Consider the following 19,872-nt stretch of genomic DNA (forward strand, 5'->3'; position numbering starts at 1 on the left):
TGCCTGACGGGGGTCTGATTTGGGGTGTGGAGAACCCGCCGTGCGCGGGTCACGGATTGTCCAGGCGTTCACGGGCTCGGGGGCGGGGTTCGTGCGCGAGGGCGCGGGTGACCGTGGAGGTCGAGGGAAGAGCGGTGGCAGGGCGGGGACGGGTCAAGCCGCGCGGATCGGTGGCAGCCGGTGGACGGCTTGGAAGAGGTTCATCCATGCGTGCCGCCAGTGCCAATACCGGGGAAGATGCAGGGTGAGGTGGCCCCGGCCGTGCCGGGCGATGCGGGCGGGCACGCCGATGAGATGGCGGCGCAGGGTGGCGCCGCGCGCCTTGGCGTGAAAGGTTCCGGCCAGGCAGCCGGCCGCGCGCAGCAGGTTGTGGCAGATCGCCGCCAAGGTCAGCCAGGCGGCGTTGGCGGTGAACACGCCCGAGGGCAGGTGCGCTAATGGCCCGTCGATCAAGTCCGCGTTGACCTGCTCGATGACCGCGTGATCACGGTGTTGTTCCTCGGCCTGCCCGAGGGCGTACGGACTGTCGGTGAAGATCGCGTGATAGCGGTAGAGCGGGAACGGTTCCTCTGGCCGGAGCCCGGTCTGCGAGTTGAGCCGTTTGACCCGGCGCACGATCAGCCGGGCGGTGATGGCCTGGCCCTTCTTCGCGGCGAACGCCGTGTAGGCGACCTCCGCGATCTCGGCGTCGGAGATCCAGCCCCCTGCTTGTTCGTCGAAGATGGCGTTGGGGTATTTGATCGCTGTCCAGGCGGTTTCGTCGATCGCCGCGATCGCGGCTTTGATCTTGGGGTCCATTTTGGCGGTGACGGAGAAGCGCACGTCGTTCGTGTGGCAGGCGTTGATCACGCCTGCGGTGTAGAACGCCGAGTCCCCGCGCATCATCAGGGTGGCGCTCGCGCCCGCTGATCGTGCCGCGCCGATCGACTCACGCACGAACCAGGCCGCGCCGCGGGCGGAGTTCGCGCTTCCGCCGCGCAGCCGGGTGCCGGTCACCACCGGGGCGGCCAGCGGTGTGGACAGTGTGGAGGCCAGCACGTTCAGTCCGCGCACCAGCACGCCCTTGCCGCCGATCTTGGTGTGGCCGAACCCCGATCCTTGCTTCTTGTAGCCGTAGGTACGTCGCTGCATCGAGTCCACATCGAGGAAGGCGAGCACGTCCGCGCCGGGCGGCAACGGCGTATGGGCGGCCGGCCGGGCCGGCAGCAGGCGGGCCACTTTCTCGATCTGCCGGACGTTGCCCCAGGCCAGGCACCGCAGGAACGATCCCAGCGTGGACGGTGCGCGGATACCGGTAAACAACGTGTCCATGCCGCCGTGGCGCAGTGCGTCCAGATCATCGATGCTGTCGGCCCCGCAGGCCATCCCGGCTACGATCGAGCCGATCTTCGCCGCCGGGTTCACGCCGTCCCGGCCGGTGGGAGTGACGTGCTCGCCCGCCAGGTCGCTCAGGCCGCACCGCTCGGCCAGCCGCATCACCGGCCCCAGCCCGCCGTACGCGACTACACGCTCCTCATCGAAGATCGCATGGGTCTTGGCAGAGTCGTGGAACAATTGCACTTGAGAGGTGTCCTCTCGATCAAGGTGACGGAAGCCTGAAGAACTCCCATCATCCCAGGTCGGAGGGCACCTCCTCTCATTTCAGGATCTTCAGTTCAGAATCGGCTCGGTGGATCCAGGCTGAGGTTCCCCCCGTACGACAGCCACCGATGGTGTGGGATCACGAGGTTGCGTCTGAGGGCTTGTAGAGCTCTTCGAACGCGATTGGACTGTTCATGTCGATGCTGGAATGACGCCTATACGGGTTATACCAGCACTCGATCCATTCAAACATCGCGCTGGCCAACTCGGCTCTTGTTGACCATTTATTAACGTCGAGCAGTTCGAGCTGCATCGTTCCCCAGAACGATTCCATCATGGCATTGTCGTAGCATTATCCGGCTAATGATCTCGCGTTCTGGTGTTGGCCGGTTAACGCTTTCAGCTCGTGCGGGCGGTGAGCCGGCGGAGTTGTTCTTCGTGATGCCGGACGCGGGCAGCGATGGCATCGAGAGCGGCTCGGAGAGTGGCGATCTCGTCGGTGAGGCCGGTGAGGGTTCCGCTGGTGGTGGTGCGGTGCCGGTGCTCGTCGATGACGGCCCGGAGGGTGGGGTTGCGGTAGAGGGTGGTGCGGCCGAGTCCGGTGAGGGCGGCGACGGCGGTGAAGGTGACGGGGTGGCCGTCGTGGTGGAGTCGGGCGCAGGCTCTCTCGACCCGGTTGAGGGTGTTGCTGCTGGTCATCCGGTTTGGGCCTCGCTGATCAGGTTGTCGAGTCGGGTGATGAGTCGGCGGTGCCGTTCGGCTTCGGTGATCCAGCCTCGATTCTCGGCGTCTTGGGCGAGAGCTTCGGCATCAACGCGCTGAGCGGCGAGGATGGGCAGTGAGCTGGGTTCGGCGTGGAAGCTGGGGCAGTGCTCGCAAATGTTGGCGTAGGTGCAGGCGCCCTGGGCCGGCGCGCGGAGACAGAACCCGCCGGACATCCTGGACTTGATCAGCGGGGTGTCCTTCCAGCCCGCTCCGCCGGTGATGTCGGCCAGAGGCAGGCTGATGCGGCCGGTAGCCGGGATTCGGGCCTGCTGTTTGGCCAGGTCGAGGGCGCGCTCGTATTCGGCGCGGACGGTGGTGTCGAATAGTCGTCCGTAGCGCAGGCTCATCTCGGCGGAGGCGTGTCCCAGCAGCGCCATCAGTGCTTGCAGCGAGACTCCGGCGTTCACCAGAGCGGTGGCGTAGGTGTGCCGGAGCTGGTGGGAGGTGATGTGACCGAGCCCGGCCTCTTGGGCGGCGCGATGGAGTTCGGCACGCACCGCTTGCTGTCCCAGACGCCGTCCCAGGTGGGTGAACAAGAACTGAGCCGGACGCCGATAGCGGGGATGCGGCATCGGTCTGCCGTGCGAGCGCAGGTCGATGATCTGATCGATCAGGTCGAGGATCTCCTCATCAAGGGGGACCATCCGCTCGGTCTCCAGCTTCCCGAGCGGGATCTTCAACCAGCTGCCGTGGCCGGGAACCTCGTGGACACAGTCCAGCTCCAGATCGAGCAGTTCCCCGATCCGCAGTCCGCAGGCGCGTTGCAGCCGCAGGGCGCAGGCGGCCAGTTCGTTGCCGGGGCGGTCCCGGAGAACCTCGGCCAGGCGACGGTCGGCATCGACGGGCAGGTAGCGGGGCAGGACCTGCGGAAGCTTTGGGTTGTCGTCGCGGAACACCAGCTTGCGGGCGGGGGCCTCGGCCCAGCCCCACTCGGTGATGTCGGTCAAGAACCCCATCACCGCGAGCACCCGCCGGGACCGGTCCGCGACGGTGATCAGCTCGTCGTTCTTGGAGTTGACCGCGTCGACCAGCGACGTCAGGTAGGGCTCGATATGCTTGCGCCGCTCCAGTGAGGAGATCGAGTCCAGGGCGGGGTCGGTCTGGGCGAGGAACACCCCGAAGTGTTTGAGCCGGGTCGCGATCGCCGAGACCGTCTTGGGCTGGCAGGTCGCACGTTTGCGTTCCAGGTAGGCGATCATCGTCTCGCGGATCGGGGCCCGTACTTCGGCCAGTCGTTGCTCGAATGGGACCGGCCCGCCCGAGCGGGGCAGCTCGTCGACGATCCCGAGGTGGAACAGGACGCGCTGGGCATTGCTGACCGCGGCGAGGTAGTGGTGGTGGCCCTTGCCGGTGCGGTCCTGCCGGTCGGTGCAGGCCGTGGTGAACTCGGCCAGGTCGGCCAGTGTGAGCTCCTCCAGCCGGCGGCCTGCTTGGATGAGCAGCCGGGCCGGCACCTGGGAGCCGGTGGCGAACCGGACCCGTGCGGTGAACCCCAACTCGGCCGCCCCCGTCATGAACCGATCCAGATCCGCGCCGATCGGCGAGTCGGTGACCTCCCGCCAGATACTGGAGAGCTTGCGTTCCAGCAGATAGTCATAGCCCGGCCGCAGCCCGCCGTGCAGCATCAGGAACGTGATCAGCGGCCGGGTCGCGCTGTTGGCGGCAAGCCGGACCGCCAGCGGCTCGGCCGTCCAACGCTCAGGAGCGGGCCAGCGCCGGAAGAACGCGCGAGAGGCTCTTTCGTAGGAGACGTTCCCCCGTCCGGTCTGCCGCAGATACTCCAGATAGGCGGCGTGCAGGTCAGGGCACTGCTGGTCAGGGTTGGGCGCGCATGCGGTCACGGGCGGCATCGAACTCGGCTTTCACGTGGGCGGGAGCCAGATGGATGTAACGGGCGGTGGTGTCGACGTGCGCGTGGCCGAGCAGGGCCTGCATCACCGCGAGATCAACCCCGGCTTCGGCCAGGGCCGTGCCGAACGTGTGCCGCAGCGCGTGTGGGTGCCCGCCGACGATCCCGGTGAGCTCGCGGTGATAGCGGAAGATCGTGCGCAGGCCCGCCGCGGTCAGCGGCCTGCCTCGGCTGGGGCCCTTGGCCACCAGGAACAGTCTGGCGTTGTCGGAGTCGGGGCGTTCGGCCAGCAGATAGACCTGGATCACCGAGGCGACGTCGGCGTCCAGCGGGACCCGCCGCTCCCGCTCCCCCTTGCCGACCACCTTCAGCCACCGGCCGCCGATGTCGGCATCGGCGGCATCCAGGCTGAGCACCTCGGCAGAGCGCAGTCCGCAATACAGCATCAGTCCCGCGATCGCCTTATCCCGCCAGGTGTGAAAGCTCGCCAACAGCGCGGCCGCGTCGGACTGAGACAACGCCTTGGGCAGGCGGCGTGGTTCGCGAAGCCGCAGCGAGGAACGGTTCTTCGGCCGGCGGACCGTGTGCGCGAGCATCCCCGACCGCTCACCGGGCACCCGCCAGCGGGCCTCCCGGCCCTTCGGGACCGGGTTTTTGGCCTCCGGGTCGCGCATCGAGGCGAACGCGAACAGCCCCGAGATCGCCGCCAACCGGCGGTTGATCGTCGTGGCGGCGTACTGATCCATCCGGCGGCCCGACAACGCGACCACGTTCGGACCGGGACGGCCGGGGACCTTCGCCTCCCGGCAGGCCCGCAGGAACTTCAGCAGCACCTCCGTCGTCACCTCGGGCAACGGCAGGTCCTCGGCGGCGAGCCACCGGCAGAACGCCAGCAGGTCATACCCGTAGGCACGGACTGTCTTCGGCGAGTAGTTCCGGTCGGCCAGATGCGCCAGGTACTCATCCACCAGCACGAACCGCGCGGCGGTCGGCCCAGCCAGCTCCCAGCCGCCGTCTCGTTCCTCAAGCCGAAGTCCGGACTCTGTGATCACGAGAAACAGATGTACCGGCGATGACCACAGCAAGCCAGCAAGAACCACGCTTCGGCGTGTCGCTGACCTGGGGAAACGCAAGAGTTAGCCGGTTAAGAGGGAATCTCCGACGGTTCCCATCGAGCCGAGGAGTTCAGCATCGCGGAGCCGTTTCCCATACGAGAACGATGTGTACTGTGTTCCGTGGTCAGAATGCAGGACCGTCTTCTTGCTGGGCGGGTTACGGCGGGCGACGGCCATGACCATCGCGTCGACGACCAGAGCGCTAGTCTGGCTTATGTCGATAGAATGGCCGATGATGCGACGAGAATAGGCGTCCATGACAGCGGCGCAATACAGTTTCCCTTCGTCAGTGGGGTGCTCGGTGATGTCGCTGACCCACAGCCGGTCCGGCGCTTCCACGGTGAAGGCCCGGCGGACCAGATCCTCCTCGGTGGCGGCGTTGACGAGGTTGCGGCGGCCCTTGCGCCGGTAGATGCCCTGGATGCCGGCCTCGCGCATGAGCCGTTCGACGTGCTTGCGGTTGATCTCCAGGTCCAGGCCGAGCGTCAGCTCCGCGTGGACCCGCGGTGAGCCGTAGCTGTAACGTGACGTCTTATGGATGTCACGGATCAGCTTCAATAGTTCGGTGTTTCTTTGGTCGCGTGGAGACTGCGGCCGGCCAACCCAGTCTTTGTAACCCGATCTGGAAATGTTCAACACCCGGCAGGCCACCGCGACAGGAAAGTCATCATCGGCGAGTTCACGGACCAGCGCGTACCCTATTTTGGGAGCACGTTCTCCCGGGCGAAATACGCAGCAGCCCGCTTGAGGGTCTCATTCTCCAGCTCAAGCTGCCGGGTTCGACGCCGCAGATCGGAGAGTTCCTTCTTCTCCGCGCTGGTCAGCTTCGCGCCGCCGTTGTCATCGGTGTCGGCCTGGCGCATCCAACTCCGCAGACAGGAATCGCTGATACCCAGGTCTTTAGCAAGGACAGAGACCGGTTTATCACCCTTACGGGCAAGCTCGACGGCACGCTGACGGAACTCGATCGGGTGAGGTGCAGGCACGAAGCACTTCCTTCCCAGCCGACACAGGGTCAACTCAGGTGAGGTGGCCGTGCTACGGGGGGAAGCTCAGACCTTGCCCGCCGAGTCGGGCGCCGCGTCTCCAGGCCCGGCGGCCGCCATGAACTCCACGAGGTTGCCGCCGGCCTCGCGTTGCTTCGTCCACTCGGCGCGGTGAGCATGGCAAAGCTCCTGGCCCAGCCCCGGTGCTCGCTCGCATTGATCCACGGCGCAGATCCACCGGTAGGTCGGGTGGTCTGCGGGGATCCGCACGATCTCGTCCCTGAACACCGGGTCGAAGTTCGGGGCGTTAATGAGAGCGGTGAGCAGTTCCAGTCGGTCACCACTCGCCCTGTCTTGTCGGCTGACGATGGGCAGGAGCTGCTCGGCTGCGGTCACGCGAGGCCCCAGACCTTGCGCAGCGCGCCGTCGAACACCGGGTCGTGGATGTCGACGTGGGCGTAGATCTCGTCGACCACCGCCGTGGACGCCCACCCGCCAGCATCCCGGGCCACCAGCAGGTTCCCGCCGGAAGCCTCGAGTACGGCGGTGGCGAACTCATGCCGGAATCCGTGCGGGCGAATCCTGCCCAGCTCCGCTCGTTTACCCGCCCGGCTCAGCATGCCGCGAGCCCCGGCCGTCGTCCAAGGCTCCCCGTGATCCGGCCCGTGCAGCTGGACCAGTAGCATCCCGTGCGCGGCCCCGGCCGGGTACTCGCTCGTCATGTACTCGAAGTAGGTGTGGATCATCGCTGGGCTGACTCTCTTGATCAGCCCGCCGCGCACGATCCCGTCCTCGACCGACCAGGGGTACTTCGTCTTGGCCCGGGCCTCGTTCGGGTTGAGCTCCCGATGACAAACGTGAACATGCGGGGAGTGGCACTCGCCGCAGCCCGCTCGGTCACGAAGATGCAGGTCCGCCAAGTGGAGTCCGCACAACTCGCCAATCCGGAAGCCGCCGTCCGCGAGCCACGTGACCGCCAGCCAATCACGAGCCGTGCGCACCGCCTCAAGCAGGCGATCACGAGCGCCTTCCGGCTGCATCTTGGGGTGTCGGCGGCGTACCCTGCGTGGAGCCAGCGGGTTGGCGGGCAGATTCTGGGTCACGTGCCCGAGCAGCGCCCGATTGCGATCGGCCTTGGTCGGCAGCCGAGTCCGCGCAAGCTGCGCGCCGAGTTCTTCGTTGATCCCCAGACCAGCCTGGTGGAGGTAGAACCCCTTCACTGCCGACGCCGCGGTCGACAGAGTCTCCGGTCCGTAGGGTTTCTTGCCGACCCGCCAGGGCTCGCCGTACGGGCCTCGCGCCTTCGCTCCGATCGCGGCCATGTACCGCTGCAGATCCGACAACGACACCGCTTCCAGCGCCAGCGCCTCCCGCTCCAGCCACCGTAGATGATCCACCAGCAGGTACGCATACGTCCGCTGCGTCCCAGACTCCTCGTACGTCCGCAGGAAACGATCAGCCTCCGCATGGACCGCGCCCTCCGGCCACACGATCGTGTACGACCGTCCCCCGTCAGAACGACGAACGTCCTGAACCCTCAAACTCCCAAGCACAAGCCGCATGCCGAACTCCCGACAGCACGTCACGAACGCCAAGAGCTTGGAAGGTTAACCACTCACAGAGATCGACATAGGCCGGTTCATCGAACGTCGCGTACCAGTCTGGTTACGGTCAGTAAACGCCCGGTCCAGCAGGAACTGCTCCAGCTCCTTCATCGCCTGGCCCTCTGCGGGAGCGCTCTTCCACTCCAGGTACCTGGCGACCTGCGCCAGGTGGTCCGAGCGGGTCTGGGCCCGGTGCCCGTACAGTCGCAGCGCCGCCGGTGGTACGCCCAGCCGCTGCGCGACCCGGGCCACGGCCGCCGGCGGCGCCGAGGCCACATCGTCGGGCACGAATCCCAGCCACGGCAGCGTACACAGCTGGACCAGCATGCCCAGCTGATCCACCGAGCGCCGCCCACGACCGGGGTCGACGAACGCCACGTCAGCCGACGTCGGCGTGAAATATCGGATCAACTCATCGCTGCTGATCTCCGGGAACGAACGCAGTTGCTCCAACTGCTCCTCGGAGAACATCTTCTCGGACAACGCACCACCCCACCTGCCGTACCGGACAAAACCGGAACGAACGTAGCGGCAGTGATCACCAACCGCCACAGGCGGTCAAACACCTCCGTTATCACAGGTCAGAGGCTACTTCGTTGGAAATTTCTTCATTACTACCGGGACCCCAGGAGCGGCTGGCGCGACAGGTCAGTTCGTGATCAGAATGGGCAGGGTCAGGGCGATGAGCAGGACCAGGGTCCAGAGCGCGGGGGCCGAGCCGAGGGTCTGCTCGCGCAGGGCGGTCCTGCGTTCGGCGTCGGCCTGGCCGCGGGTGAGCCACCACGGGCTGGCCCGCTGTTCCAGCCGCTGGTAGAGAGCGCCGAGGACAGCGCCGTAGGCCAGGTGACCGATCAGGACGGGGAAGGCCCCGGCCAGGTCGGCAGCGGTCCACCGCGCGGGCCCGCCCAGCAGGACCGGCGTCAGGGTGAGGGCGCCGAGGATCCACCACAGGAAGCCGTAGGAGACGCCCCAGCCGAGCCCGGACGTCAGGTCGAAACTCCTGCCGCGAAAGAAGGTCGCGTAGGAGACGCCGACGGCCATGGCGATCACCAGGTGGGCCAGGAGGCCGGGCATGGCGGTGGTGGCGCCCACCAGGCGGGCCACGGTGGGCAGCAGGCCGCTCGGGAACAGCACCAGGGCGAAGACCAGGCCGCCGGCCAGGCCGGACACGGCTCCGTACCCGGCGGCGCGCAACCTGCCGGGACCGAACGTCTGCGGGCGCAGCCGCCGGACGTCCTCCTCCAGCAGAACGCGCGCGAGGCCGCCGAGCCAGACGAAGAGGGCGGCGGTCCCGGCCCCCAGGAGCAGGTGGGCGGGCAACTGGGGCACCGCGTCCCGCACGCCGGTGAGGGACCACTTCAGCGTCCCGTCCGAGATCAGGGAGGGGATCGTCAGGGCCACGAGGATCCACCAGGCGAAGCCGTAGGCCATGCCGCGGATCAGCGCGGGGCCGGTGCCTTCCGGCCGGTCGCCGAAGAGCAGCGGGTATCCGGCTCCGAGGAGAAGGCCGGTGGCCGGCAGGCCGTAGGGCACCGCTTCGGCCATGACGCGCAGGCCGACGACCAGTACCAGGGCGGTGAGGGCCCCCGCCGCAAGGCCCCGGACCACGCTCGCGACCCGCGGCCGCCGGGCCCCGGGCGCCTTCGAGCGTCTCAGGAACGCGAACGCCGCCGCGGTGACCGTGCCGTACACAAGGTGGCCGATGAGGCTCGGCAGCAGGTTCTGGCCGCTGGCCAGATCCCAGGTGACCGGCTTGCCGAGCAGGATCGGCAGCAGGGTGAGCGGGCCGAGGAACCACCACAGGGCCCCGTAGACCAGGCCCCAGAACAGCAGTTCGCTGGCGTGGGTCCGCTGCCGCACGACGAGGATCCCGAAGCCCGCTCCGATGATCGCCGCGAACAGCATGTGCACGGTGAAGGCCACCGGGATCGAGTCGGTCCTGACGATGGCGGCGACCGTGGGCAGGAAGCCGATCAGCGCCATGACGACGCCGAAGACCAGCCCACCGGCCAGTCCGGCCACGGCTCCGGGCAGCACCCCGGACGGGGTGCCTCGGCCGCTCCGCGTCAGCTCGCCGGTCGGCTCACTCATGGTCTCCTCCGGGAAGGGAAGGTGCGGGCCCCTCGGGCCTCCCGGGCTCCCCGCCGCTCCCGGGTTCACCGGAGCCGGCGGGAGGTGCGGGTGTCGTGCCTAGGCGGGAGGGAGGCGGGGAGGGGGTGAGGGTGATGTCGCGGGGGAAGGCCAGGTCGATCAACCAGTCGGCCAGGACGCGCACCTTCCGCTCCCCTCCGGGAAGCTTGGCCAGGTAGATCGCCCGCCACATGATCCAGGCGAGCAGCCCTGACAGCCGGTGGCCGCGGATCTCGGCCACAGCGGTTCGGTGACCCAGCGCCACCAGGATGCCGAGACCCCGGAAGCGGAACTCCGCGGGCGGGCGGCCACGGAGTACGGCGGCGATGTTGTCCGCGGCCGTCCGCCCTTCGCGCAGCGCGTGTTGCGCGGTCGGAGGGCAGGGCAGGCCGTCGGTGCCTGGGATGCGCGCGCAGTCGCCGATCGCCCACAGGCCGTCGATCCCGGTGACCCGCAGGAACGGGTCCGCGACGACGGACCCGCCGCGGCCGTGTTCGGCGGGCAGCGCCCCGGCGAGAGGGTGCGGGCGGTTGCCCGCCGTCCAGGCGAGCGTGCAGGTGGGGATCGTCTGCCCGTCGCTCAGCCGTACCGCACCGGGGCTCGCCTCGGCGACCCGGGTCTTCAGATGGAACTCGATCCCCCTGCCGCGCAACTTCTCCAGCGCGTACGCGCCGAGTTCGGCGGAGAGTTCCGGCAGGATGCCCTCACCGGCGTGCACGAGGACGAAACGCGGTTCGCGGTCGCGGATGTTCGGATACTGGTGGAGCACCCCGTGCACGAGGTCGAACAGCTCGGCGATCAGCTCCGTCCCGGCGAAGCCGCCGCCGGCGACGACGATGGTCAGCAGTTGCGCGCGTCGCACCGGGTCGGGTTCGAGGTCGGCGTCCTCCAGCGCGCCCAGCACGTGGTTGCGCAGGCGGGTAGCGTCGCCGATCGTCTTCAACGCGAAGGCGTGCTCGGCCAGGCCGGGCAGGTCGAAGTAGTGCGGCACGGAGCCGACGGCCAGGACCAGATGCTCGTAGGGCACCGCCGCCATGCCCTCCTCCCCGGTCGTCACGTGCACGACGCGGCGTACCGTGTCGATCGCGTCCACGTGCCCGTGCAGGAACGCCGTGTGTGACAGGGCGGCGCGCACCGGGGCGCTGACGTGCCGGGGCTCCAGCGCGCTGGAGGCCACACCGGCCAGCATCGGCGTGAAGAGCAGGGCGTTGGTGTCACTGATCAGGGTGACCTCGGCATGCAGCCCCCGGGCGGCATGGCGGTCCAGCCTCCGCGCCGTGCTCACCCCGCCGAAGCCGCCGCCGACGATGACGACCCGGGGCGGCGCGACCGGCGCGGCGGGCGCGGATCGCGTCGCCGCCAGGCGGTGGGCGGTGAGTGCTCCGTACAGCAGTGCCCCGGTGATCCCGCCCAGGAGGACGTTCCCGACCAGGACGTGGAAGGACCGGTCTCCGGAAGTGATCGTCCAGGTGGGGATCTCGCCCGCGAGGAGAGGCCGCAGCGTCAGGTGCCACACCACCCAGTCGAGCAGGCCGACGAGTATGCCGCAGGAGAAGGCCGTGGCCAGGTCCCGTGCCCGCTCCCCGGCGACGGCTCCCAGCACGGCGCCGAGGATCACCGCGTGGACGACGAAGGACGCCCAGCCGGCGGGGCCCACCATGCCCTGGTAGGCCATGAGGGAGCCGATGATCAGGCCGCCCGCGAGCCCCGCGACCGCGCCCAGCAATACCCGGGTCCTTTCCCTCGGCCGGGTGCGCAGGCGGGACACGACCATCGCGCAGGCGGCGGCGAGCGCGATCACGGCCAGGACGGCGGCCAGGTTGCGGCCGTAGTCCAGGGGCAGCAGCGAGGGGTTGTCGGCCCTCCTGCCGATGCCGAGGACCGCGGGAAGGGCCACCAGGCAGAGGATTCCCGCGGTGACCAGTGCGGCGCGCACCGGTGACAGGAAGGGCTCGCGCAGCCAGGCGGTGGCCGCGCCGGCCAGCAGGACCAGCGGCACGATGAGCGCGTCGTGGGCCACGATCAGGCCGCCGAACCACAGTGCCCAGCCGAGCGGATCGGTCCGGTCGGCCTCCAGCAGCAGGCCGGTGAATCCCGTGATGATCAAAGCGGCGCCCACGCCGTACGCGGACCGGCGGCGGATCCTCCCGTTCATGACACCACCACCCTGGTGACCCACTTGGTCTGCAGGACTCCCGGCCGGTTGGGCGCGATCAGCCGGAGCGGGTAGCCGTGGTCGGGGTCCAGGGGGCTGCCGTCGATCCGCAGGGCCAGCAGGGTGAGCGGGTCGTTCCAGTGCGGCGCCCGCACCTCACTGGAGTTGTAGGCGCCGGACCGTTCGAGCGACTCGACCACCAGGACGGCCTCCGGTGCGACGCCGGCGCGCTCGGCGAGGTCGCGCAGCCGCACCCCGCCCCACTCGGCCTCGGCGCTCCACCCCTCCACGCACGAGATCGGCAGCCGGGCGGTGTGCTGCGGCATCGCCGCCAGCTCGGCGAGGGTCAGTGACAGTTCGGCGCGCACCGCCCCCGTCATCGCGAGCCGGAAGTCCGGGCGGCGGATCGTCTCGGTCACCCCGGCCGCGACCGCCGTCCTATTCACCGGGACGCCCTGCGGGCCCGCCTGCGGGGCCCGCGGCGCCAGAACCGCCAGCTTCGACAGCGGCGCGAACGTCTCGCCGACGGTGACCATGACGGTGAGCCCGCAGGCGGCGGCGACCGTGCCCAGGAAACGGCGCCGCGACCGGGTCACCTCCGGTGCCTCGACGCGCTCGCGGGTCCACAGGTTCGCGCGGACCTTCGCCCATTCGTTGACCACGTGGATGAGAAGGGCGCCGTAGAGCACATACGACGTCCAGTAGTGCGCCGCGGGGAAGGAGAACGGCCACAGGTAGGCGTAGGAGATGTTCAGCAGGCCGGTGACGAGCTGGAACAGCGCGCCACCGACGAGTAGGAGCACCAGCCCCCGCTCCACGGCGTGCGAGAGGGACCGGAAGGGCGGCCATTGCCACAGCCTGGGGTAGACGCTCCACAGCTTGGCCAGGAGCAGCGGGATCGTGGCCAGCCCGCCGATGACGTGCACCCCCTGCGTGACCCGGTACAGGTTGACCGGCCGCGAGGGCCACAGCATCCACGGCGGCGGATGCTGCATGAAGTGGCTGATCAGGCCCGTCACCAGGGCGACGGTGAAGCTGATGCCGAGCCATATGCCGAGCTGGGCGGCCACACGCTCGGAGTGCAGGGGGCTGGTGAAGCGCCCGGGCAGGCTCCGGACGAGCGCGGTGGCCGCCTCGACGGGCCTCCTTCTCGCGGGAGGGTCGTTCGTGACGGGGTCGTTCATGACAGGGTCACGAACCATCGCCCGGCCTCCTTCCAGCGCTCGGCGCCGGGGAATCCACAGCGCCGGGCGAGCGCGCCGATGTCGTCGGCGGAGACGGTCGCCCAGGCGAACCAGTCCTCCGCCCGCTCGTCCTGGCGCAGCCGTACGCGTTCCACCGTGCTGCGCGACCCCGGTGGGGAGAGCTCGGCGATCACCGCACCGCCTGGCCTGAGCAGCTCCCGCAGGCGCCGCAACAGGGCCTCCGGGTCACCGCCGATGCCGATGTTGCCGTCAGCCAGCAGCGCCTCGGACCACCGGCCGGTACCGGGAAGGGGGTCGAAGACGCTGCCGCGCAGGGCCAGGCCGCCGGCGCGCCGTGTCAGGCTGACGGCCAGCGGGGTGACGTCGATGCCCAGGACGGGAACGCCCATCCGGGTGAGCGCCACGGTCAGCCTCCCGGGCCCCGAACCGACATCGAGGGTGGGCCCGCCGCATCGGGCCAGGATGTGCTCATCGCCCTCGATCGGTCGCAGCCAGCGTTCGGAGACGAGCGGCCGGACGCGGCCGTCGGCATACTCGATGTGCACGCTTCCTCCTCGCAGGGAATCCTCATAGAAGGCGCCGATCACGCGACTTTCCCGCCCCCACAGAAAACACTGGAAAAATCATTGAGGCGTACGGTATTTCCCCCGAATAATGCATTCTCGGAATGCGATTCCAATGAATCGTTAAGGCGACTTTCGGCGATCATGGTCTGACGTTACCGCGACAGGACGCCGCAAACTCTTACAAACCCATGACGGACCTTCTTCTCCCCGCTGTGCGCGCACGCACCGAAAGCGCCACGAAGATCTTTCTTCATGGCGCGAAAAACATGTACTGAGCCGATCATAAGTTTTGGTACGTGCTGGGTGGCGGTGGGAGATCGATTTCCGGCGAGCACATGCTGGGGGTATGGCCAGAAAAGGTCGCAGAGCGACGTTCGAGGAGAAGGTCTTCGCCCTCCGGTTGCTGGAGCAGGGCATGTCACCCGATCGGGTGGCCGACGCGCTGGGCGTGGGCCGCGAGTCGGTGTTCCGGTGGAAACGCCAGGCGCGGGCGGGCGGCCTCGAGGCGCTGCGGATCAAGAAGGCGCCGGGCCGGCCGCGGCGGCTGACGCCCGGCCAAGAGCAGACCGTCAAGGCGGTGGTGCGTGATGTCACCCCCCCGTCAGGTGCTGGGCACGGCTGTGGCACTGTGGACCAGGGCACTGGTGGCGATGGTGATCGCGGCCTGGTTCGGCATCGGTCTGTCGGTGGCGGCGGCCGGGAGGTTGCTGCGCGAGCTGGGCCTGTCGCCGCAGCGCCCGGTCTATCGGGCGTGGCGGCGTGATGCGGTGGCCGTCACCGGGTGGACGACGGTGGTCTTTCCCGAGATCCGCCGACAGGCGCGCAGGCGGGGGGCGGTGGTGCTGTTCGCCGACGAGATGAGCATGCGTGTCGATCACCGGGCCGGTACCACCTGGGGGGTGGTCGGGCGGACCCCTGTGGTGCGCGCCGGGGCGGAGCACCGGTCGGTGAAGATGTTCTCGGCGGTCGGAGCCGACGGCACGCTGCGCTACCGGCTGAGGCACGGGTCGATGGACCGGTGGGCGTTCCTGGGGTTCTGCGCGCACCTGCTGCGGACCGTCACCGGGCCGATCCTCCTGATCGTCGACGGCTCCTCGATCCACACCGCCCGGGCGGTCGGTGATTTCGTCGCGCGTACCGGCGGCCGGTTGCGCCTGTTCTTCCTGCCTGCTTACTGAGCCGATCATGTGCGCCCAGTAGAACTGGAGGTGAAGCCGTGACATAGCGGCTGATCTGCATGTTCGTAAGCTCGTCGTCGCTTGCCGGTGAAAGTCCGGTCCGGGTAGCTGCCAGGAGGCCCGGTAGCAGGCTGGCGGCTTCGTCTGGAAACGGGCGGGGTCGAAGCCCAGCGTCAAAAGCCCTTAAGGGGGAGCGACGATGCGGTCCGTAGCATGACGCGAAGCCTGCGGCGTCGTTACTCAGCCGTCTTCGGACGGGACAAGGGAGAGCCGAGCCCCTCGTGATCGGGGTGAAGGCCATGGAAGCGGCGAAGAGCCTGGAAATTGCAGCCGCGAAGAACTCCCCGGCGTATGGGGCGCGGAACGTATCGATAGTGACGGCGGGAACTGGGGAGGCCCTCCCCGGCCCGGTGACCTGCGGAAGGTGTTACCGGAGCGTGGCGTCCTATAACCGGTCAACGCCGGGAAGTGGATTGCTGGCCGGGTGGGCGTCGGAGGCGGCCGTAGTACTGCTTGAGCCGACCGGACAACATAACCGGCGGTGAGGGAAGGGCCGCTACTTCGTCGATGCATATTGAGGTGGAGGAGGGGCTCGGTGAGTGCCGTTTTGGCTATTCCCGCCGCCGTGGGGCCGCGTGTTCCGCGTGATCCGGTCCGCGCCTTGCAGCATGTGCTCTACCGGGCGGCCAAGGCCGATCCCGGACGTCGGTTCCACGCGCTCATGGACAAGGTCTATCGCAGAGACGTTCTGGAGCGCGGGTGGGTCATGGTGCGCAGCAACAACGGCGCACCGGGCATCGACGCGACCACGCTGGCCGACATCGAGGAGTACGGGATCGTCCGGCTTCTTGAGGAGTTGGCCGCGGAACTTCGGCAGGGCCGGTATCGGCCATTGCCCGCGCGCCGGGTGATGATCCCCAAGCCTGGGCTGAAGGACGAGTACCGGCCGTTGTCGATTCCCGCTGTTCGGGATCGGATCGTGCAGGCCGCTGTGAAGATCGTGTTCGAACCGGTCTTCGAGGCGGACATGGCTGATTGCTCATTCGGGTTTCGCCCGAAGCGCTCAGCACACGATGCTCTGCAAGTGCTCATTGAGGAGCAGGCGCGGGGCCGCCGGTGGGTGGTCGAGACGGACATCGCCAACTGCTTTTCGGCGATTCCGCACGATGAGTTGATGCGTGCGATCGAGGAACGCGTCTGCGATCAGTCGCTCCTGAAGCTCCTGCGGGTGATTCTGCGCGCCGGGGTGATGGAGGACGGACAGATCCGGCGAGAGGTCACCGGCACGCCACAAGGCGGCGTGGTTTCACCCGTCCTCTGTAACGTCTACCTGCACCGATTGGATCGGGCGTGGGACGAGGCGGACGGCGTGCCGGCCCGCTATGCCGACGACGCGATCGTGATGTGCTGGTCCCGCGGTCAAGCCGAGCGGGCCCTGGCCCGCCTGACGGAGCTGCTGGCGGCACTCGGTTTGGAGCCGAAGGCCGCCAAGACCCGCATCGTGCACCTGGAGGTCGGTGGGGAAGGCCTGGACTTCCTGGGCTTTCACCACCGGCTGGTGCGCTCACGCGGGTTCAACGGGAAACGGCCGTTCGTTTTCCTCGCTCGCTGGCCCTCAGACAGGGCGATGCAACACGCCCGCGACCGGATCCGTGACCTCACGGACGGCCGCAGGCTGCTGCTTCGCACCGAAGCGATCACCAAGGAGGTCAACCTGTTCCTGCGGGGATGGGCTGGCTATTTCCGGTACGGGCATTCTGCCCGGCGCTTTAGCAAGATCAGAGAGTTCGCCTGGATGCGCCTGGCGCTGTTCCTCAGCCGAAAACACCGGCGCAGCCGGAGCTACGGCCGGGGCGTGCTGAAACGCTCGCTCAGCGATCTCGGCTTGATCAGCCTGTATGGAATCGTCGTCGCGCCCAGGGCGGGCAAGCCCTGGCGGGAAAGGCCGAATGCCGGCGGTGAACGACGTCGGTGAGCCGTGTGCGGGAGAACCGCATGCACGGATCGAGGTGGCGGGGGTTGGAAACGGAGCGAAGAACCTGGTCACGGCCACTGGGGTGGCACACCCGTCCGGGAAACCGACGGAAGGAAGGCCCCAGGCCCTCCCGCCAGGAGAAGCCACCGCGCCAGCCCCCGACCCTACAAGTTTTGGTACATGCTGGGTGGCGGTGAGAGATCGAGTTCGGACGGGCGCATGCGTAGATTTTGCGCTCCTGCGGGTCGATCTTGGTTATGGTGCCGGCCGGCAGCACGACCTTCTTGCCGAAGACCCAGAAACCGGTGTCGACGACGAGGTAGCTGTCGCCGACGGCGTTGCTGTCCTCGTCCACCGAGCCGATCTTGCCGTCGGTGGCTTCCACGTCGAACCCGGCCAGGTCCAGGACCTGCTCGCCGCGGACCTCGGGGCGGTAGTTCCACAGGTTCTCGGTCACGGCGTTTCTCCTCGTCAGCGAAGGTAGGAAACCCACAGCTCTACCCCTGGCGCTTTCGGTAAACAGGTCGCGGAGACCTGCCCGCGAACTTCGTTGATCTTGTTCGGGAGACGACGGCGACCTCAAACAAGATCATTGCTGTGCAGTGTGGCGCGCGGTGTTGACCGCCGGGTGAAAGTTCGCGATCAGGGCAATGATCCACCGGCATGTTCGAAGGGGTGCGCTTCGGAAAGGTGTCCAGACAGTGATCGTGATGGCTGGGGCATGTCGGCGAATCTGTCCGCCGTGCTCGCGTCATCGGTACGTCGAGTCGAGGAGATGGTCCATGCGGGCGCTGGTGCTGAACTGCACGTTGAAGGCCTCACCCGAGCCGTCCAACACCGAACGGCCGGCCCAGGTGGTGATCGACGCGCTGGGAGTACAGGTCATGGCGTTGCGGCCGGCCGACCTGGACATCCCGCCCGGCGTGGTCACCGACCTGGGCGACGGCGTCGACCAGTGGCCCGTAGTGCACGCGAGGCTGCTCGAATCACAGATCCTCGTCGTGGTCACCCCCACCTGGGTCGGGCGGCCGTCCTCGCTGGCGCAGCGGATGCTGGAGCGGATGGACGCGATGATCTCCGAGACCGACGAGGCGGGGCGGCCGGTGGCCTACAACCGGGTCGCCGGAGTGCTGGTCACCGGCAACGAGGACGGCGCCCCCCACGTCATCTCCGAGATCGCCGACGGGCTCGGCGACATCGGCTACACCGTCCCAGGCCAGGTCTGGACGCGGCGTTGCGGGCAGCCGACGGCCGCCCAGATGACCCAGTGATCCGTTAACTGAGGCCCGGTTCTGCCGGTTCAGGCCCCGCGTCTCACAGGCGCAGCCGCTCATGGGCGTGGCCGTGCCATTCCACCAGTAACACCGTGGCGTCGTCTTGGAGGTGACCGTCGTGGTAGTCCAGCACGCTGCGCACCAGGCGGCGCAGTGTCTCGGGCGCCGGCAGGCCGTCGGTGGTGCGGCGAATGATGAAGTCGACGAAACGGTTCAGGCCGAACTCCTGGCCGGCGGCGTTGCGGGCCTCGATGATGCCGTCGCTGTAGAACACCACCCGATCCCCGGGCTCCAACTGCTCGCGGCACATCGTGACCGCCAGGCCCAGATCCAAGCCCATCGGATGAGCCGGCCGGCATTCCAACGTGGTGACCCAACGGCCACCGCGGATCACCACCGGCGGGTGGTGACCGCGGTTGACCCAGGACAACACCCCGGTGCAGGTGTCCAGATCGGCCAAGATCGCGGTGACGAAACGAGTGGCCTGACCAAACTCGGTGATCAGAACCTGCTCGGCGGCCTCGCTGGTCGCGGCCAGGTCGGCGCCCTGGCGGCGGTTGTTGCGGCAGGCGGCCACCGCCAGGTTGGCGCTCAGCCCGGCCGAGACGTCGTGGCCCATCGCGTCGAAGATCCCCACATGCACGACATCACCGGCGAGAGCGTAGTCGAAGGCGTCCCCGCCGACCTGGTAGGCCGGCTCCAGCGCCGCGGCGATGGTCACCCGGTGGTCGGCGAAGGTCAGCGGCGGCATCAACGTCCACTGCATCTCCGCGGCCACGTGCATCGGCCGGGTACGCACCAGTCGGGCGTAGGAGTCACTGCAGGGACGTTTGTCGACCAGCAACAGCGCCACCAGCGACGCCAGGTCCCGCATGTTGTCTTGGCTCTGCTTGTCTTGGCTCTGCTTGTCTTGGCTCTGCTTGTCTTGGCTCTGCGCGTCGGCGCCGGCCTCGATGCTGATGCGCAGCACCCCCAGGCGTTCGGTGCCGTCCAGCAGCGGCACCCACCACCGCTCCACACCACCGACATCCTCGTCGGTGCCCACCTCGGCACCGGCACCGCCGCCGGTGCCGGCCAGGATCCGCACCTCCTGGAAGGCCCGCCCGGCCAAGGTCGCATCGACGCGCAACTCGGCGACCTCCGTGCTCGCGTCCTCCCCGGCGCTTTGGCCCTCACCGGTCAACAGGCGCAGCATGTTCTGCTGCAGATCCGCCAGGTAGATCAGCACCTCGGTCATGCCCGCGGACGCGGCATGCTCACCGACCAGGCCCGGAACCTGCTCCAGAGCCGCCAGGTGACTGGCCCGCAACAGCCCCACCAGCATCCGCTCGGGGCCAGGAGAGGTCTTCACCTCCGCGCTACCGCCGACATACGCTTACCCACCTTCGCTGACCATTCATCCCTTATATTCCCTTAAGAGACAATTATCCGCTTTACTGTAGACTTCTCTTGGATCGGCCGTGTCCGAAGGTGCCTTCGGACACGGCTG

19 protein-coding genes and 1 pseudogene are annotated in these 19,872 nt (G+C 68.2%); 4 read left to right on the forward strand and 16 right to left on the reverse strand.

All coding sequences use genetic code 11. The features are described from left to right. Positions 1-153: 153 nt before the first annotated feature. The 14 genes from OIE13_RS12300 to OIE13_RS12365 all read right to left on the reverse strand — a co-directional run bounded on the left by OIE13_RS12300 (position 154) and on the right by OIE13_RS12365 (position 13,935). Complete coding sequence (locus OIE13_RS12300; RefSeq protein ID WP_326643688.1) at positions 154-1,560, reverse strand: IS1380 family transposase; 1,407 nt, start codon at positions 1,558-1,560, stop codon at positions 154-156. Between the two features lie 160 nt (positions 1,561-1,720). Next, a complete protein-coding gene (locus tag OIE13_RS12305; protein ID WP_442816052.1) occupies positions 1,721-1,918 on the reverse strand; it encodes an IS3 family transposase in 198 nt (65 codons plus the stop codon). 62 nt (positions 1,919-1,980) lie between these two features. After that, the gene (locus tag OIE13_RS12310; RefSeq protein WP_326828514.1) at positions 1,981-2,280 is read right to left on the reverse strand and encodes a DUF6262 family protein; all 300 of its coding nucleotides are present in this window, start codon (positions 2,278-2,280) and stop codon (positions 1,981-1,983) included. Continuing rightward, positions 2,277-4,187 (reverse strand): tyrosine-type recombinase/integrase, encoded by a 1,911-nt coding sequence (locus OIE13_RS12315; protein WP_326830022.1) that lies wholly within the window; start codon positions 4,185-4,187, stop codon positions 2,277-2,279. The genes OIE13_RS12310 and OIE13_RS12315 overlap by 4 nt, the downstream gene beginning before the upstream one ends. Continuing rightward, on the reverse strand, positions 4,162-5,247 hold the full coding sequence (locus tag OIE13_RS12320; protein ID WP_326828512.1) for a tyrosine-type recombinase/integrase: 1,086 nt from the start codon (positions 5,245-5,247) through the stop codon (positions 4,162-4,164). Before OIE13_RS12320 ends, OIE13_RS12315 begins: the two co-directional genes overlap by 26 nt. Before the next feature lie 84 nt (positions 5,248-5,331). Then, positions 5,332-5,961 carry an IS3 family transposase gene (locus OIE13_RS12325; RefSeq protein ID WP_326828511.1) on the reverse strand — a complete coding sequence of 210 codons (630 nt, stop codon included), beginning with the start codon at positions 5,959-5,961 and terminating at the stop codon, positions 5,332-5,334. A gap of 47 nt (positions 5,962-6,008) precedes the next feature. Further along, entirely contained in the window at positions 6,009-6,296 is a 288-nt protein-coding gene (locus OIE13_RS12330; protein WP_326828510.1) for a transposase, read from the reverse strand. Between the two features lie 66 nt (positions 6,297-6,362). Next, positions 6,363-6,692 carry a hypothetical protein gene (locus tag OIE13_RS12335; protein WP_326830023.1) on the reverse strand — a complete coding sequence of 110 codons (330 nt, stop codon included), beginning with the start codon at positions 6,690-6,692 and terminating at the stop codon, positions 6,363-6,365. Further along, a complete protein-coding gene (locus OIE13_RS12340) occupies positions 6,689-7,858 on the reverse strand; it encodes a tyrosine-type recombinase/integrase (RefSeq protein ID WP_326830024.1) in 1,170 nt (389 codons plus the stop codon). The genes OIE13_RS12335 and OIE13_RS12340 overlap by 4 nt, the downstream gene beginning before the upstream one ends. Before the next feature lie 45 nt (positions 7,859-7,903). Beyond that, positions 7,904-8,383, reverse strand: coding sequence for a DUF4158 domain-containing protein (locus tag OIE13_RS12345; protein WP_326830025.1), 480 nt, complete (start codon positions 8,381-8,383; stop codon positions 7,904-7,906). 165 nt (positions 8,384-8,548) lie between these two features. Continuing rightward, positions 8,549-9,991 carry a hypothetical protein gene (locus OIE13_RS12350; RefSeq protein ID WP_326640018.1) on the reverse strand — a complete coding sequence of 481 codons (1,443 nt, stop codon included), beginning with the start codon at positions 9,989-9,991 and terminating at the stop codon, positions 8,549-8,551. Next, positions 9,984-12,185: an NAD(P)/FAD-dependent oxidoreductase gene (locus tag OIE13_RS12355; RefSeq protein WP_326830026.1), complete on the reverse strand. Its 2,202-nt coding sequence runs from the start codon at positions 12,183-12,185 to the stop codon at positions 9,984-9,986. The genes OIE13_RS12350 and OIE13_RS12355 overlap by 8 nt, the downstream gene beginning before the upstream one ends. Beyond that, a complete protein-coding gene (locus OIE13_RS12360) occupies positions 12,182-13,387 on the reverse strand; it encodes a molybdopterin-dependent oxidoreductase (RefSeq protein ID WP_326640014.1) in 1,206 nt (401 codons plus the stop codon). The genes OIE13_RS12355 and OIE13_RS12360 overlap by 4 nt, the downstream gene beginning before the upstream one ends. Beyond that, a complete protein-coding gene (locus tag OIE13_RS12365; protein WP_326640013.1) occupies positions 13,366-13,935 on the reverse strand; it encodes a methyltransferase domain-containing protein in 570 nt (189 codons plus the stop codon). Before OIE13_RS12365 ends, OIE13_RS12360 begins: the two co-directional genes overlap by 22 nt. A 367-nt stretch (positions 13,936-14,302) precedes the next feature. On the opposite strand from OIE13_RS12365, the pseudogene OIE13_RS36650 reads away from it, so the two are divergent. The 3 genes and pseudogenes from OIE13_RS36650 to ltrA form a co-directional block, all read left to right on the forward strand. Then, positions 14,303-14,509, forward strand: a pseudogene (locus OIE13_RS36650) (helix-turn-helix domain-containing protein); the annotation flags it as partial. A gap of 34 nt (positions 14,510-14,543) precedes the next feature. Continuing rightward, positions 14,544-15,134 (forward strand): IS630 family transposase, encoded by a 591-nt coding sequence (locus OIE13_RS12370; protein WP_326640012.1) that lies wholly within the window; start codon positions 14,544-14,546, stop codon positions 15,132-15,134. Positions 15,135-15,729: 595 nt separating this feature from the next. Then, positions 15,730-17,109 carry a group II intron reverse transcriptase/maturase gene (gene ltrA, locus OIE13_RS12375; RefSeq protein ID WP_326829502.1) on the forward strand — a complete coding sequence of 460 codons (1,380 nt, stop codon included), beginning with the start codon at positions 15,730-15,732 and terminating at the stop codon, positions 17,107-17,109. Here the strand turns inward: ltrA and OIE13_RS12380 are convergent. Beyond that, complete coding sequence (locus OIE13_RS12380; RefSeq protein ID WP_326640010.1) at positions 17,024-17,566, reverse strand: PRC-barrel domain-containing protein; 543 nt, start codon at positions 17,564-17,566, stop codon at positions 17,024-17,026. The two genes, ltrA and OIE13_RS12380, sit on opposite strands and share 86 nt — an antisense overlap. 325 nt (positions 17,567-17,891) lie before the next feature. Here OIE13_RS12380 and OIE13_RS12385 point away from each other — a divergent pair, with 325 nt between their 5' ends. Beyond that, complete coding sequence (locus tag OIE13_RS12385; protein WP_326640008.1) at positions 17,892-18,380, forward strand: flavodoxin family protein; 489 nt, start codon at positions 17,892-17,894, stop codon at positions 18,378-18,380. A gap of 43 nt (positions 18,381-18,423) precedes the next feature. On the opposite strand, the gene OIE13_RS12390 is transcribed toward OIE13_RS12385, so the two are convergent. Next, positions 18,424-19,734 (reverse strand): PP2C family protein-serine/threonine phosphatase, encoded by a 1,311-nt coding sequence (locus tag OIE13_RS12390; RefSeq protein ID WP_326830027.1) that lies wholly within the window; start codon positions 19,732-19,734, stop codon positions 18,424-18,426. Positions 19,735-19,872 lie beyond the last annotated feature (138 nt).

Source organism: Streptosporangium sp. NBC_01810, assembly GCF_035917355.1.
Lineage (GTDB): Bacteria > Actinomycetota > Actinomycetes > Streptosporangiales > Streptosporangiaceae > Streptosporangium.

Bases quoted from the DNA above. Each gene is read 5' to 3' on its own strand.
- OIE13_RS12305 (WP_442816052.1), bottom strand. From the start codon at position 1,918: ATGATGGAATCGTTCTGGGGAACGATGCAGCTCGAACTGCTCGACGTT.
- OIE13_RS12310 (WP_326828514.1), bottom strand. From the start codon at position 2,280: ATGACCAGCAGCAACACCCTCAACCGGGTCGAGAGAGCCTGCGCCCGA.
- OIE13_RS12340 (WP_326830024.1), bottom strand. From the start codon at position 7,858: ATGCGGCTTGTGCTTGGGAGTTTGAGGGTTCAGGACGTTCGTCGTTCT.
- OIE13_RS12350 (WP_326640018.1), bottom strand. From the start codon at position 9,991: ATGAGTGAGCCGACCGGCGAGCTGACGCGGAGCGGCCGAGGCACCCCG.
- OIE13_RS12355 (WP_326830026.1), bottom strand. From the start codon at position 12,185: ATGAACGGGAGGATCCGCCGCCGGTCCGCGTACGGCGTGGGCGCCGCT.
- OIE13_RS12360 (WP_326640014.1), bottom strand. From the start codon at position 13,387: ATGGTTCGTGACCCTGTCATGAACGACCCCGTCACGAACGACCCTCCC.
- OIE13_RS12370 (WP_326640012.1), top strand. From the start codon at position 14,544: ATGTCACCCCCCCGTCAGGTGCTGGGCACGGCTGTGGCACTGTGGACC.
- OIE13_RS12385 (WP_326640008.1), top strand. From the start codon at position 17,892: ATGCGGGCGCTGGTGCTGAACTGCACGTTGAAGGCCTCACCCGAGCCG.